Origin of the sequence: Pseudomonas flexibilis (assembly GCF_000806415.1) — a bacterium.
Lineage (GTDB): Bacteria > Pseudomonadota > Gammaproteobacteria > Pseudomonadales > Pseudomonadaceae > Serpens > Serpens flexibilis.
The window spans coordinates 255,639-269,836 of the sequence record NZ_JTAK01000005.1 but is presented as its reverse complement, the minus strand read 5'-3'; the positions used below and the strand labels follow the sequence as shown (position 1 = coordinate 269,836).

The following is a 14,198-nucleotide window of genomic DNA, read 5'->3' as shown; positions in this document are numbered from 1 at the left end:
GGGCGAACATGGATTTCACTTTTACCGAGGAGCAGCTCGCCTTTCGCGACGCCATCAGTCGTTTCCTGATGACCGAGGCACCGCCGGAAATGCTCCGCGACATCTGGGAGACCGAAGAGGGCCGCTCGCCGGAACTGCGCCGCAAGATGGCCGAGCAGGGGCTGACGGCGCTTTCGGTACCCGAGGCGCAGGGCGGGCTGGGCATGGACGACATCGCCTGGTCGTTGCTGACGCAGGAGCTGGGCTACTACGCCATTCCGGACTCGCTGGCCGATACCGCCTACGTCGCGACCGGCCTGCTCACCGGATTGCCCGAAAGCACGCCGCGCCGTGGCGAGTTGCTGGAAAAGATCGCCGAGGGCGCTGTGCGCATCGCGGTCGGCCATCCGGTCAACCTGCTGGTCGCCGATGCGCACCTGGCCGGGGTGCTGTTGCTGGAACATGGCGGCGAAGTGCATGCGGTGCCCCGCGCCCAGGTCGACATCGAGCGTAATCCGAGCATCGACAGCTCACGCCGACTCAGCCGAATCAGCTGGCATCCGACGGAACAGACCCGCATGGCGGATGCGGAGGCAGGCCGTCCGCTGTGGCGTGCCACGCTCAACCGGGGGGCTTTGGCGGTAGCCGGGCAGAGCATGGGCCTGGCCCAGCGCATGCTCGACTTGTCGGTGGACTACGCAGTGCAGCGCAAGCAGTTTGGCAAGCCGATCGGCAGCTTCCAGGCGATCAAGCATCACCTGGCCGATGTCGCCAGCAAGATCGAGTTCGCCAAGCCGGTGCTCTACCGCGCCGCCCATGCTTTGGCGAGCGGCGATAAGCAGGTCGATGTGCATGTTTCACACGCCAAGCTGGCCTGTTGCGAGGCTGCCTGGCTGGCAGCACGCCACGGCATCCAGGTGCACGGGGCAATGGGCTACACCTGGGAAGTCGACCTGCAGATGTTCATGAAGCGTGCCTGGGCGCTGGACTCGGCCTGGGGCGATCGGGCCTGCCACAAATCGCGGGTGGCCACGACCCTCCTCGCCGACAGTGCCCCCGTCGGTCCGCAATTCACTTTCGAGGAATGAGTCATGGCCCAAGCCTATATCGTCGACGCGCTGCGCAGCCCCACCGGCAAGCGCAAGGGGGGCCTGGCCCACGTCCATGCCATTGACCTGGGGGCGCATGTGCTCAAGGCGCTCGTAGAGCGCAACCTGATACCGGCTGACGAGTACGACGATGTGATTTTCGGCTGCGTCGACACCATCGGTTCGCAGGCAGGGGACATCGCTCGTACCGCCTGGCTGGCGGCCGGTCTGCCGCTGAACGTACCGGGCACCACGGTTGACCGTCAGTGCGGCTCGTCCCAGCAGGCGCTGCATTTCGCCGCCCAGGCCGTCATGAGCGGCACCCAGGATGTGGTGGCCGTCGGTGGCGTGCAGACCATGACGCAGATTCCCATTTCCTCGGCAATGCTGGCCGGGCAGCCGCTCGGCTTTGCCGATCCGTTCTCCGGCAGCCGCGGCTGGCAGGCACGGTTTGGTGACCAGCCGGTAAACCAGTTCTATGCCGCCCAACGTATCGCCCGGCACTGGGGTTTCGACCGCGGCCAGATGGAAGCCTTCGCTCTTGAAAGCCATCGGCGTGCGCTGGCGGCCATAGAGGCCGGGCATTTCAGCCGTGAGATCGTGCCGCTGGAAGGCGTCAGCACCGACGAAACGCCCCGCCACAGCACGCTGGAAAAGATGGCGGCGCTGGAGCCGGTCGATCCCCAGTACCCCGACATCACTGCGGCGGTCTCCAGCCAGACGTGCGATGCGTCGGCGGCGCTGCTGGTAGTTTCGGAAACTGCGCTGAAGCGCTACGGGCTGACGCCGAGGGCACGCATCCATCATCTTTCGGTGCGCGGCGATGATCCAATCTGGCATTTGACCGCGCCGATCGAAGCGACGCGCCATGCGTTGCGCAAGGCCGGCATGACGGTCAACGACATCGACCGGGTGGAGATCAATGAGGCATTTGCCTCCGTGGTCATGGCCTGGCAACGGGAGCTGGACTACGACCCCGCGCGCACCAACGTCAATGGCGGCGCCATTGCGCTCGGCCACCCGCTGGGCGCCACCGGCGCCAAGCTGATGGCGACCCTGCTGCACGAGCTCGAACGCACCGGCGGGCGCTATGGGTTGCAGACGATGTGCGAAGGCGGCGGGCAGGCCAATGTCACCATCATCGAACGGTTGTAGGGCGCAGCCAACGCTGCGGCGTTGAAATCGGCCGTGGAATGCTCATTTGCCTCGGCAAACTCCGCTTCCTCAGCTGATTTCGCCTTGCCTGACCGGCGCTCGCGACGCGCTGGCAGGCGCCTGCGACCGTTAGGGCGGCCCTCAAATCTTTAAAGGAGCAAATCATGGGAATTCTCAACGATCGCGTGGTGATCATCACCGGCGCGGGTGGCGGCCTGGGTGCCGCGCATGCGCGGGTTTTCGCCGCCGAAGGCGCCTGCGTGCTGGTCAACGACATCAACCAGGCGGCCGCGCAGCGGGTGGTCGACGAGATCACCGCCGCGGGCGGCCGCGCGGTGGTGAATACCTCCGACATCACCCACTACGCCGACAGTGAAAACGCGGTACGCCAGGCCATCGAGACCTTCGGCGACCTGCACGTGGTGTTGAACAACGCGGGGATCAACCGCGACCGCATGTTCGCCTCGATGACCGAGTCCGACTGGGACGCCATCATGTCCGTGCACCTGAAAGGCCACTTCTGCATCAGCTCTCACGCCGTGCACTACTGGCGGGACCAGAGCAAGGCCGGCAGGAAGGTCGATGCGCGGATCATCAACACCACCTCCGGCGCCGGCTTGCAGGGCTCGATCGGCCAGTCCAACTATGCGGCCGCCAAGGCCGGTATCGCCGCGCTGACCTTGAACCAGGCGGCCGAGCTCGGCCGTTATGGCATCACTGCCAACGCCGTGGCGCCCGCTGCCCGCACCGGCATGACGACCGCAGTCGAGGCAATGGCGACGCGCATGGCCAAACCCGAGGACGGCAGCTTCGATTACTGGGCGCCGGAAAACGTCTCCAGCGTGCTCGCCTGGTTCGCCTCGGTCGAGTCCGCACAGGTCAGTGGCTGTGTGTTCGAGGCCGAAGGCGGCCGCATTTCCCTCGCCGATGGCTGGCGCACGGGCGTCACGCGCGAGAAGGGTGAGCGCTGGCAGCCCACGGAAGTCGGCGCGGCCATCGCCCAGATCCTCGCCGAGGCGCCGCCGGCGCAGAAGGTCTGGGGCAGCTGAAACAGCCATCCCGGTTGGCTGTTCTCGCCGCAGGGTGGAAATCTCGCACAGCGAATTTCCACCAGGTCGCGGCCGACGGCGGAAAAGGCTTTGCCGTTTTCCACCCTATGTAACCCCGGTCCACCGGCTGTACACGGACCCGCTTCACCACCCCGTCCGTTTTGACGATGCCGGCCCGCCGGCCGGCGCGTTTAGATGACCTCAAGGTTGTTCATTCCTGAGGTCGACATCGTGAGACAAGCTCCTGCCTATGTGCCTGGCCACCAGTTGCTGGCTGGCAAATCCGTTCTGATCACCGCTGCTGCCGGCGCCGGCATCGGCTATGCGGCGGCTCGCCGCAGTGCCGAAGAGGGCTGCCGGGCACTGATGATTTCCGACATTCATCCACGTCGCCTGGAAGAGGCGGTGGAGCGGCTGAAGGCCGAAACCGGCCTGCAGGCGATCTACGGTCAGCTGTGCAACGTCACCGTCGAAGAAGAGGTCCAGGCGCTGGTCGCCGCGGCCGAGCAGGCCCTGGGGGGTGTCGATGTGCTGATCAACAACGCCGGACTCGGTGGCCAGAAACGCGTTGCCGAGATGAGCGACGAAGAGTGGACGCGGGTGCTGGATATCACCCTCACAGGGACCTTCCGCATGACCCGCGCGATGCTGCCGCACATGCAGCAGCGCGGTGGTGGAGCGATCGTCAACAACGCTTCGGTGCTCGGCTGGCGGGCACAGAAGGAACAGGCTCACTACGCTGCGGCGAAGGCCGGAGTGATGGCGCTGACGCGCTGCAGCGCGCTGGAGGCTGCCGAGTTCGGCGTGCGTATCAACGCGGTCTCACCGTCCATCGCCCTGCATGACTTCCTGAAGAAGGCCTCCAGCGAGCAGCTGCTTGAGCAACTTGCCAGCCGCGAGGCGTTCGGCCGCGCCGCCGAGGTCTGGGAGGTGGCCAACGTGATGATGTTCCTGGCCAGCGACTACGCCTCCTACATGGTGGGCGAAGTGCTTTCAGTCAGTTCGCAACACGCCTGAGGAGCCGGTCATGACCTCTGTATTCGCTAACGCCGAGCAACTGCGTGAGGCCGTCGGCAAGCCCCTCGGGGCAACCGACTGGCTGCTCATCGAGCAGGAGCGGGTGAACCAGTTCGCCGAGGCCACCGGCGATCACCAGTGGATCCATGTCGATCCGAAGCGCGCCGCCAGCGGCCCGTTCGGCGGTTGCATCGCCCACGGTTACCTGACGCTGTCCCTGGTGAATTTCTTTCTGCCGCAGCTGATGCGTGTGGACAACCTGCTGATGGGCGTGAATTACGGCTGCGACCGGGTGCGTTTCCCGGCGCCGGTCAAGGTCGGCGCGCGCGTGCGTGGCGCGGGCGAGATCACGGCCGTGGAGACGCTTGCCAACGGCGCGCTGCAGGTCGTGGTGCGCGTTGCCGTCGAGATCGATGGCAGTGACCGCCCTGGCTGCGTGGTGGACACCATCAGTCGCTACACCTTCAACCCTGCTCCATGAGGAATGTTGTCATGCAAGAAGCTGTGATCGTTTCCACCGCGCGTACCGCCCTGACCAAGTCCTTCCGGGGTTCGTTCAACGATACCGAGGCGCCGGTGCTCGGTGGTCATGTCGTTCGCGCGGTGGTCGAGCGCGCGGGCGTCGCGCCGGGTGAGGTGGGCGACGTCATCATGGGCGCCGCAGTACAGCAGGGCACCCAGGGATTCAACATCGGGCGGTTGTGCGCATACACCGGCGGCTTGCCCGACAGCGTTCCCGGCATGGCGCTGGACCGCATGTGCGCCTCCGGGCTCATGGCGATCGGCGTGGCGGCCAAGTCGATCGCCTGCGGTGAGCTGGATATTGCGGTCGCTGGCGGCGTGGAGTCTCTCTCGTTGACCCAGACCAAGCATAAGAACGCCTACCGCGCACAATCCGAAGCGGTGCTTGAAGTCATGCCGACTGCCTACATGCCGATGATCGAGACCGCCGAGATCGTCGCCAGCCGCTACGGCATCAGTCGCCTGGCCCAGGACGAGTACGCTCTGCAGAGCCAGCAGCGCACGGCAGCGGCCCAGCGGGCCGGTCTGTTCGCCGACGAGATTGTGCCGCTCACAGCCAGCCGGCTGCTGTTCGACAAGGAGGGCAACCCGAACGGGCACGAATCGGTCGTCGCGGACCGGGACGAGTGCAATCGCGCCAGTACCACGCTCGAGGCATTGCAGTCGTTGAGCCCGGTTTGGAAGAGCGGCAAGTGGGTACAGCAGGGGGCTCATATCACGGCGGGCAACGCCTCTCAGCTCTCCGATGGTGCCGCCGCCAGCCTGCTGATGAGCCGCGACGAGGCCAGGCGTCGTGGGCTGACGCCGCTCGGTATCTACCGCGGCATTGCACTGGCCGGCTGCAAGCCCGAGGAAATGGGCATCGGTCCTGCGTATGCGGTGCCCAGGTTGTTGGAGCGCTTTAGCCTGCGGGTCTCCGACATCGACCTGTGGGAGATCAACGAAGCCTTCGCCTGCCAGGTGCTGCACTGCCGCGACGCACTTGGAATTCCCAACGAGCGTCTGAATGTCAACGGTGGCGCGATCGCCATCGGTCACCCGTTCGGTATGAGCGGGGCGCGGATGGTCGGCCACGCCTTGCTGGAGGGGCGCCGCCGCGGTGCCCGATACGTGGTGGTTTCCATGTGTATCGGCGGTGGAATGGGCGCGGCAGGGCTGTTCGAGCTGCCCTGATCCAACCGGCGCGGGCAGCTGATCCAGGGTGTAACCCATTTGGACGATGTTGCTCGTCGCGCGCCGGCACAAGATCGGGTAAAGGCCGCACCCCGGGTAGCGGACAAGCGTTGGCTGAACACAGAACAAGAACAACGGGCGCCGCTTCGACCCAGGAAGTCAGAGCGCCCAGAAGAGGATGGCGTGCCATGAGCAAACTGATCAGCTATTCATTCTGTCTTGTCGTCGCGGTCCTGGTGGTTTTCGCCTTCTCGCCTCGTAGCGACGAAGCCACAGCAAGCACAGCGCTGGATGTCTCGCGCCTCCACATCAATGACCTGACCCGGCTCGGCGAGACGCTGGTGGCAGTCGGCGAACGGGGCGTCATCTTGTTCAGCGAGGATGGCGGCAGGAGTTGGAAGCCTCGTCACGAAGCGGTTCGAGAGCCGGTGACGCTCACCGCCGTTGCGGCTTTCGGTACCGATACGTTGCTTGCGGTTGGCCATGACAACCTCGTTCTGCGCAGCACCGACCGCGGTCGCAACTGGGCCGCGACGCTCCACGATGCCGAGCTCGGAGAACCGCTGCTCGGGCTCTGGAGCAGTGACGGAAAGCGGATCTACGCGTTCGGCAGTTTCGGCAAGTTCTTTGTGTCCAACGATGCGGGACAGACCTGGAGCAAGCAGGATTTGCCGATCAATGGCGAGCACCTGAACAGCATGGACGGTGCTGCGGACGGCCGCCGCATTCTTGTGGGAGAGATGGGGCTGGTTTTGCGCACGCAGGACGGCGGGGCCACCTGGGAGCAGGTAGAGCCTTTCTATGACGGCTCACTGTTCGGTGTCTCGCGGCTTGCCGGGCGTAGCTGGGTGGCCTACGGCATGCGCGGCCATGTGTTTGTAAGCCATGACGATGGCGCCCATTGGGAACAGGTAGAGCTGGGGCACAAGCTGCCTCTCTACGGTCATGTGCGGACGGCAGATAACGGTGTGCTGATCGTTGGCAGCGGCGGCGCCTATGCCTGGCTCGACGAAACCGGCGAACTGACCACGACGGGTTACCTGAAAGGTCAGGACACGCTCACGTCCGCGGTCATGCTCGGAGACGGTCGACTGGTGGTCGCCGGCCAGCGCGGGCTGGCGCTTCAACTCAACAGCCTTTTCGCCGCCGGTCACTAAGGAATCGCCATGAAGAACCCTACTCGCCTGGTCGACCGTGTCGTCGAACGCTGCGCCAACGGCCTGCTGGAGTGGCGAAAGCCCCTGCTTGCGCTGTTCGTGCTGATCACCCTGGCGCTGGGCTACAGCGCAACCCATGTCCGCCTGGATCCGGGCTTCAACAAGCAGATCCCCATATCGCATGCGTTCATGCGCAACTACCTGCATTACAGCGAGATATTTTCCGGCGCGAACAGCATTCTGGTGAGCGTGCGCTGGAAGGGTGAGGGAGACATCTACAACACGGAATTCTTCGAAACGCTTCGTAAGGTGACCGATGAAGTGTTCTTCATTCCGGGCGTTCGGCGCGCGAGCGTACGCTCGTTGTTCACACCTGACGTGCGCTACATCGAAATCACTGAACAAGGCTATGTGGGCGATGTGGTTGTTCCGCCGCAGTTCAGCGGTACTCCGCAAGATCTGGCGCAGGTCCGTAACAACACTGCACGCTCCGGGCAGATCGGCCGTTTGGTAGCCAACGATCTCAGCGCGGCAATGGTCCGCGCCGATCTGCAGGAGATCAATCCGCAGACAGGCGAACGGGTCTCCTATACCGAGATCGCAAGGCAGCTGGAACAGATTCGTGAGCGTTTCGATAACGAAAACATCGAACTCAATATTGTCGGCTTCTCCAAGCTGGTCGGTGATGTAGTGGATGGCCTGGTCGCGGTCATCGGCTTCTTCGTTATTGCGTTTTTCATTACCGCAGCGCTGCTGTGGATCTACTGTCGCTCGTTCAAGCTCTCGGTAGTGGCCTTGCTGGTGGCGTTGCTGCCGGTCATTTGGCTACTTGGGCTGCTGCCGGTGCTGGGCCTGGGCATCGATCCGATGTCGATCCTGGTGCCCTTCCTGATCTTCTCGATCGGCGTGTCCCATGCGGTGCAGATGACCAACGCCTGGAAGCAGGATGTCCTGGCGGGCAGCAGCTCGGAGGATGCGGCCCACGCGGCCTTCTGCAAAATCTTCGTCCCGGGTGCGCTGGCGCTGCTGATGAATGCGCTGGGCTTTGGCGTGATCATGTTGATCGACATTCCGATCGTGCGTGAGCTGGGGCTGACGGCGTGCATCGGCGTGATGCTGATGATCATCACCAACAAACTGATGCTGCCGATCATCATCTCCCACATGCGCCTCGAGCCCGGCGCCGTGGCGAAGAGTAACGAGACGGTCGGTGCGCGCCATGCGTTGTGGTGGAAGCTGTCGGTGGTGGCTACGCCCGGCCCGGCGCTGGTCGTATTCGCCGTCAGCCTGGTATTGCTCCTGGCCGGAACCTGGAAGAGCCGCGATCTGGTCGTCGGCGATGTCGGTACCGGCGCCCCGGAGCTGCGCGACAACTCGCGCTACAACCGGGACAACGCGCAGATCATCGGCAGCTATTCGATCGGCCTGGACGTGCTGTCCATCTATGCCGAGGTACCCGGCATTCAGGAGGCCTGCCTGGATCCCGACGTGATGCGAGCGGTGGAACAGGTGGATTTTCAGGCCCGCAGCATCGCCGGCGTACAGTCGGTCCAGAGCGTGGCGGGTATGGGCAAAGTCGCGATCGCCAGCAATAACGAAGGCAATCCACGCTGGGCGGCGATTCCCGGCGCCCAGCGCGGGCTGCAGCCTGGCTCGATGGCCTACTCGCAGGCCCATGGCCTGGTGCTGGACGGCTGCCAGACCATGCAGATTCTGGTCTTCCTGCAGAACCACAGCGGCGAGACCATCGAGCATGCGGTTTCGGAGATCGAGCGCATCCTTGCCGGTGTGGATCAGAGCAAAGTGCAATTCAAGCTGGCCGGCGGCAACGCGGGCGTGATGGCGGCCTCCAACGAGGCTGTCAAGCAGGCCGAGGTCCAGATGCATGGCGCACTGCTCGGTTCGGTGGCGCTGTTCTGCTGGCTGACGTTCCGCTCGTTCCGCGCCGTGCTGTGCATCATCACGCCGCTGGCGATCGTGGCGACGCTCTGCAATGCGCTGATGGCGAGCTTCGGCATCGGCCTGAAGGTTTCCACCTTGCCGGTGCTGGCGCTCGGGGTCGGCGTCGGCGTCGATTACGGCATCTATTTGTACGAACGAATGCAGCACGAGCTGGCGGCCGGCAAGGACCTGCGCACGGCGTTCTACGAGGCGATGCGCCAGCGCGGTACGGCGGCGCTGTTCACAGCCTTCACCATGTCGGTGGGTGTCGGCACCTGGGCCTTCGCACCACTGAAGTTTCAGGCCGACATGGGCATCCTGCTGGCCTTCATGTTCCTGGTTAACGTGTTCGGAGCGATATTCCTGTTGCCAGGGTTGGCGGCCTGGTTCGACCGCTCGGCACGGCTGGTCAAGGCGAAACCAAGACCGGCGGCGGCTGTAGCGGTTGCTCCACGTCGCAAGACCATTGCCATGCGGCGAGCGTAGAGGATCAGGCGGTGATAGCCCTCGCAATGGCGGTGCCGCAGCTTATCGATAGCTACGACAGCCTGCTTGGCAAGCTGTACGCCGCGGCCCTGGAGGAACAGGGCTGGCAACAGGCATTGAGCGCACTGCACGAGTTGTTCGCCGCAAATTACGTGACGCTGATACTGCGGCCGCCAGGCGAGGATTCGGATCAAGGGCTGATGATCGTCTTTGGCGATATCGAGGGGCGGGGGCGTATCACCTATCTGGATTATCCTCACGAGGTCACGCCATTTGTGAATCTTCCGCCTAATCAGGTATTCAGCGTCGGCGATCTGATGGATGTTCGGACGTGGCGTGAATCGCCGTACTACCGAAGCTACTGCGCGACTTTCGATGTCTTCCACGTGCTTGGGGTAGATATCGCCCCATCCGGCAGCGGCACGTTCCGTATGCGGATCACGCGCCCGGAGTCGGCGCCCGACTTTTCCGCAGCCGAGAAGGCGTTCTGCGCACGCCTTGTGCCACATCTGTCCCGTGTACTGCGCCTGAATGTGCTGCTTGGGCGAAACGAATCGCTTTGCTCGATCTACTCTAAGGTCATCGGACGTCTGTCAGTTGCCACGCTTGTTGTCGATGCCGGCGGCAGAATCGTTGAGCAGAACCAGGTAGCTCGCGAGCTGCTAGCCAGCGGTGACGGACTGAAAAGTGTTGGTGGTCGCTTGGAGGCGTACTACCCCGGCGACAACCAGCGCTTGTATCAGCTATTGCGTGGTGCATTTCGCCGGGGCGTTAACGGAACTGCCGAGTCAACTGAGGCATTGTCCATCTCGCGGCCCTCTGGCCGGGTGGGTCTGGGTCTGGTGGTCGAGCCCGTACCGGCAGGTGAATGGCGTGATGATGGAGAAGAACCTGTGCTCTTGGTTTATGTCCGAGACGCTGAGGAGCGGATGCTTCTAAGCGATGCGCTGGCGCGTCAGTTGTTCGGCTTAACCCCGTCGGAAACGGCCCTGGTGATAGAGCTGGCTAACGGGCTTTCGCTGGAGGAGGCCGCCCAGTCTCTCGGAATCAGGCGCAATACAGCTCGGGCGCACCTGCGTGCAATTTTTTCAAAGACCGGGGTCAGGCGTCAGACGGATCTGGTTCGCATCATTCTGAATAGCGTAGTCAGCCTAGGGGGGGTAACTCAGGGTAAACACTGAAAAAACTTCAGGACGTAGCACGCGCGCTCCATGCCCGCTACAGCCGGAACAAATCGAAAATAACAATAACTGCTGAGGTTCCCGTGGCCGACAGCAAGCGAGGTTAGATATGCAGACTATGTCGCTGTCCATGACTTCCAAAAACGTTGTTCCAGTATCTGACAACGAACAGCTGTCACTGACCGAGTATGACGAGCTGGTGAGTATTCTGCAGGAGGGTGCATTCGATAATGAAGCGCTGACCCGCGCCTTGGATGCCTTGAGAGTCTACTTCCGTGGCAATTACGTAACGCTGATTCTGAAAGTTGTCGGTATAGAAGAATTGGGCCTGATGCTGGTGGCTGGTAATTACAAGGAGCACGGCCGGCTCTGCTACCAGGCGTATCAGGAGGGTTCTACCCCCTTCGGACATCAGCCCGCAGACACTGTTTTTACCGAGCTGGACGTGCTGTCGGAAGCAGACTGGCAGACGTCACACTACTACCGCGAGCTGTGTCGTAACTACAATGTGTACCACCTGATGGGTGCGGATATCTCTACGCCTGACTCCGGGCTGGTCCGCTTGCGCATCACTCGCCCCCACAACTCCCCCGAATTTGATGCCCGTGATCGTGAAGTCTGCCAGATGCTGCTGCCGCATCTGCGCCGCAGCCTGCATATGCATAACCTTCTCAATCGCAGCGAGATGATAGGTACGCTTTACTCACAGGCGATAACCCGTTTGTCGGTCGCAACCATCGTGCTGGACAAAGGCGGTTCAGTACTGCGGTTAAATGCGGTGGCCCAGGAGCTGCTGGAGCGCGCTGACGGTCTGAAGCTCGTTGGCGGACGCCTGGAGGCGACCTATCCGAGTGATAACCGGGAGCTGCACAAGCTGATCAATGAAGCCTTTGCCGCGCACCAGGGGCAGCGCCCCCTGGAGCGCGATGCGCTGTCAATCTCGCGCCCCTCCGGCGAGGTCAACCTCGGGGTGGTGGCCGAAGCAATGCCATCAGTGGATTGGGTGGAGGGCAAAGGCCAGCCGGCCGTGGTGCTCTACGTGCGAGATTCGGTCGGCAGGTCCCAGGTCAACAACACCGTGGCAAAACAACTCTTCAACTTTACCCCTGCGGAAACCGCTTTGGCGCTGGAGCTGGCCAACGGTCTGTCGCTGGAGGAGGCTGCGGAGAACCTGAACATCATGCGAAACACGGCGCGGGCGCACCTTCGTGCCATCTTTTCGAAGACTGGCGTACGGCGTCAGGCCGAGCTGGTTCGCGTGATGCTTAACAGTGTGGTGGCGTTGGGTGGCAGCCAGCTTGCCCCGCTCAAGATCCCGGTTGTGACCCTGCCGCGCCCGCGCATCCGTGATGTTCGCTGACCACTGGGCAGCGCCGCCTGACTTTCGCCGCGGAGGGGTACGCCTGCTGCCGCGGCTCCCCTCATACCTTCCATAAGGAGTCGATCTAGTCCATCTGAGGGATGAAGCACCTCGTCATGTTGCCGATTATCGCCATGTCACGTGTGGTTTAACCCGCCACACCCGCTAACAAGAACAAGGCCTGAGGGTAACGACATGACGCAACTGATCAACATCAAAGCAGCCGCTTCCACTGCCGAATATCGATACGCTCGTGGCTGGCATTGCCTTGGCATCGCGGATGATTACCGCGACGGCAAGCTTCACACGCTGAACATCTTCGGTACTCGGCTGGTTGCGTTTGCCAACGAGCAAGGCTCGATCAGCATTCTCAATGCGCATTGCCCGCACATGGGGGCTGACCTGTCGCAGGGCGAACTGGTTGATGGGCGCGTTGTCTGTCCGTTTCACCACTGGCAATTCGAAGCCAGCGGTCGCTGTGCAGAAATCCCCTACTGCAAGCGCATCCCACCAAAGGCCAAAACCCGTAGCTGGCAGACCTGCGAGGTCAACCGGTTGCTGTTCGTCTGGAACAACCCGGAAGGCAATCCCCCCGCGCCCGGCGTCGAGATACCGTACCTGCCGGAAATCGACAGTGACGAGTGGGACAGTGACTGGCACCTCGACACGATGGTGATCGAAACCAATCCGCGCGAGCTGGTCGACAACCTGGCCGACGCGCAGCACTTCGGACCTGTGCACGGCACGCCGACCACCTATTTCGCCAATGTCTTCGACAGACACATTGGGCACCAGATTTTCCATGGTGACTCGGGGCGCCTGGGTGGCGATCTGGTTGCCGAGTCTGCCTATTACGGCCCGGCTACGCACTTCACCCGTATGAGAGCCAACTTCGAGGGCCTGCTGGTCGAGAGCATTCTGCTGAACTGTCACGTTCCGATCGGTCCCGAGAGCTTCGAGCTGCGCTTCGGCGTGCTGGTCAAGAAAGTACCCGGCTGGAGTGAGGAGCAGAACAAGGAGCTGGCCCTGCAATACGTTCAGAACAATCGCACCTCCTTCTACCAGGACGTCGATATCTGGAAGCACAAGATTCGCATCGACAATCCCGTTCTGGCCGAGGGCGACGGCCCGGTCTACCAGCTTCGCGAGTGGTATCAGCAGTTCTTCATGGACGAGGCGGATGTCCCGGCGAGCTTTACCGAGCGTCGCGAGATCGTGACGGTCGACCAGCGCAAATGAACGATGAAGCTGTGCCGGGCGCGGGCGTGGAACCGCACTATGCAGGCAAGACGCTTACCCTGAGCATCGCAAACGGGATCGCCTGGATGACCTTCATCCAGGCCGATACCCTCAATGCGCTCAGCCCTGCGATGGCACAGGAATTCCTGCAAGCCTGCGAGTCGCTATCTGGACAAGACGAACTCAAGGCGCTCGTCCTGCAGGGCAGTGGGAAAGCCTTCATGGCGGGCGGCGACCTGCACGCCCTGCGTCAGGATCCGGAGGCGACCGTTGCGGCGATCATTCCACCGATGAATCAGGCCGTGCTTTTGCTCCAGGCCATGCCGATCGTGATCATTGCGCGTCTGCATGGGGCCGTTGCGGGCGCCGGGCTAAGCCTGGCGTGTCTGGCGGATATTTCTATCGCGGCGGCAGAAACCCGTTTCGTCTATGCCTATTCGGACATTGCGACGACCTGCGATCTGGGGCTTTCCTGGCATGTTGTCCGCAGGCTTGGAGTGAGCCGTGCGATAGAGATCGCGTTGTGGAGTCGTGGCTTCGATGCAAGGCAGGCGGCCGATTGGGGGTTGGTGAACCATGTGGTCGAACGACCGCGACTGGACGAATTTGTACAGGCTTTGATCGCTAGGTTATCGGCGATGCCCACGCATGTAATACGAGCTACGAAAACGCTGCTCTTACATGCTCAATCGGCGTCATTGAAAGAGCAGCTAGATCTGGAACACTCGATGTTCTTGGACTGCGCGACGCGGCCGATTTTTTCGGCCTCGATCGATCAGTTCTTTGAGAAGCGTCGGTAGTCCTTCGCTATATCCAAATTTCGTGTTCCTCCCTTGCAGGCCATGCCGCTG

The 14,198-nt window shown here is 62.6% G+C and carries 12 protein-coding genes; all 12 read left to right on the top strand.

Going from position 1 to position 14,198, the window contains the following annotated elements; translation table 11 throughout:
• The first annotated feature begins 8 nt into the window (after positions 1-8).
• The 12 genes from PT85_RS13435 (at position 9) to PT85_RS13380 (ending at position 14,147) form a co-directional block, all read left to right on the top strand.
• Positions 9-1,067 (top strand): acyl-CoA dehydrogenase family protein, encoded by a 1,059-nt coding sequence (locus PT85_RS13435; protein WP_039606905.1) that lies wholly within the window; start codon positions 9-11, stop codon positions 1,065-1,067.
• Positions 1,068-1,070: 3 nt separating this feature from the next.
• Entirely contained in the window at positions 1,071-2,222 is a 1,152-nt protein-coding gene (locus PT85_RS13430; RefSeq protein ID WP_039606904.1) for an acetyl-CoA C-acetyltransferase, read from the top strand.
• Between the two features lie 164 nt (positions 2,223-2,386).
• Positions 2,387-3,271, top strand: coding sequence for an SDR family oxidoreductase (locus PT85_RS13425; RefSeq protein ID WP_039606903.1), 885 nt, complete (start codon positions 2,387-2,389; stop codon positions 3,269-3,271).
• A 231-nt stretch (positions 3,272-3,502) separates the two neighbouring features.
• The gene (locus PT85_RS13420; RefSeq protein WP_039607041.1) at positions 3,503-4,288 is read left to right on the top strand and encodes an SDR family oxidoreductase; all 786 of its coding nucleotides are present in this window, start codon (positions 3,503-3,505) and stop codon (positions 4,286-4,288) included.
• A gap of 10 nt (positions 4,289-4,298) precedes the next feature.
• On the top strand, positions 4,299-4,769 hold the full coding sequence (locus PT85_RS13415) for a MaoC family dehydratase (RefSeq protein WP_039606902.1): 471 nt from the start codon (positions 4,299-4,301) through the stop codon (positions 4,767-4,769).
• 11 nt (positions 4,770-4,780) lie between these two features.
• A complete protein-coding gene (locus PT85_RS13410; RefSeq protein ID WP_039606901.1) occupies positions 4,781-5,983 on the top strand; it encodes an acetyl-CoA C-acyltransferase in 1,203 nt (400 codons plus the stop codon).
• 188 nt (positions 5,984-6,171) lie between these two features.
• Positions 6,172-7,140, top strand: coding sequence for a WD40/YVTN/BNR-like repeat-containing protein (locus PT85_RS13405; RefSeq protein WP_039606900.1), 969 nt, complete (start codon positions 6,172-6,174; stop codon positions 7,138-7,140).
• Between the two features lie 9 nt (positions 7,141-7,149).
• The gene (locus PT85_RS13400; protein WP_039606899.1) at positions 7,150-9,567 is read left to right on the top strand and encodes an efflux RND transporter permease subunit; all 2,418 of its coding nucleotides are present in this window, start codon (positions 7,150-7,152) and stop codon (positions 9,565-9,567) included.
• Between the two features lie 11 nt (positions 9,568-9,578).
• The gene (locus PT85_RS13395; RefSeq protein ID WP_197058171.1) at positions 9,579-10,748 is read left to right on the top strand and encodes a helix-turn-helix transcriptional regulator; all 1,170 of its coding nucleotides are present in this window, start codon (positions 9,579-9,581) and stop codon (positions 10,746-10,748) included.
• A gap of 118 nt (positions 10,749-10,866) precedes the next feature.
• Entirely contained in the window at positions 10,867-12,108 is a 1,242-nt protein-coding gene (locus PT85_RS13390; protein WP_234702710.1) for a helix-turn-helix transcriptional regulator, read from the top strand.
• A gap of 195 nt (positions 12,109-12,303) precedes the next feature.
• Entirely contained in the window at positions 12,304-13,347 is a 1,044-nt protein-coding gene (locus PT85_RS13385) for a Rieske 2Fe-2S domain-containing protein (protein ID WP_039606898.1), read from the top strand.
• On the top strand, positions 13,344-14,147 hold the full coding sequence (locus PT85_RS13380; RefSeq protein WP_074467521.1) for an enoyl-CoA hydratase/isomerase family protein: 804 nt from the start codon (positions 13,344-13,346) through the stop codon (positions 14,145-14,147). The genes PT85_RS13385 and PT85_RS13380 overlap by 4 nt, the downstream gene beginning before the upstream one ends.
• The last annotated feature ends 51 nt before the right edge of the window (positions 14,148-14,198 follow it).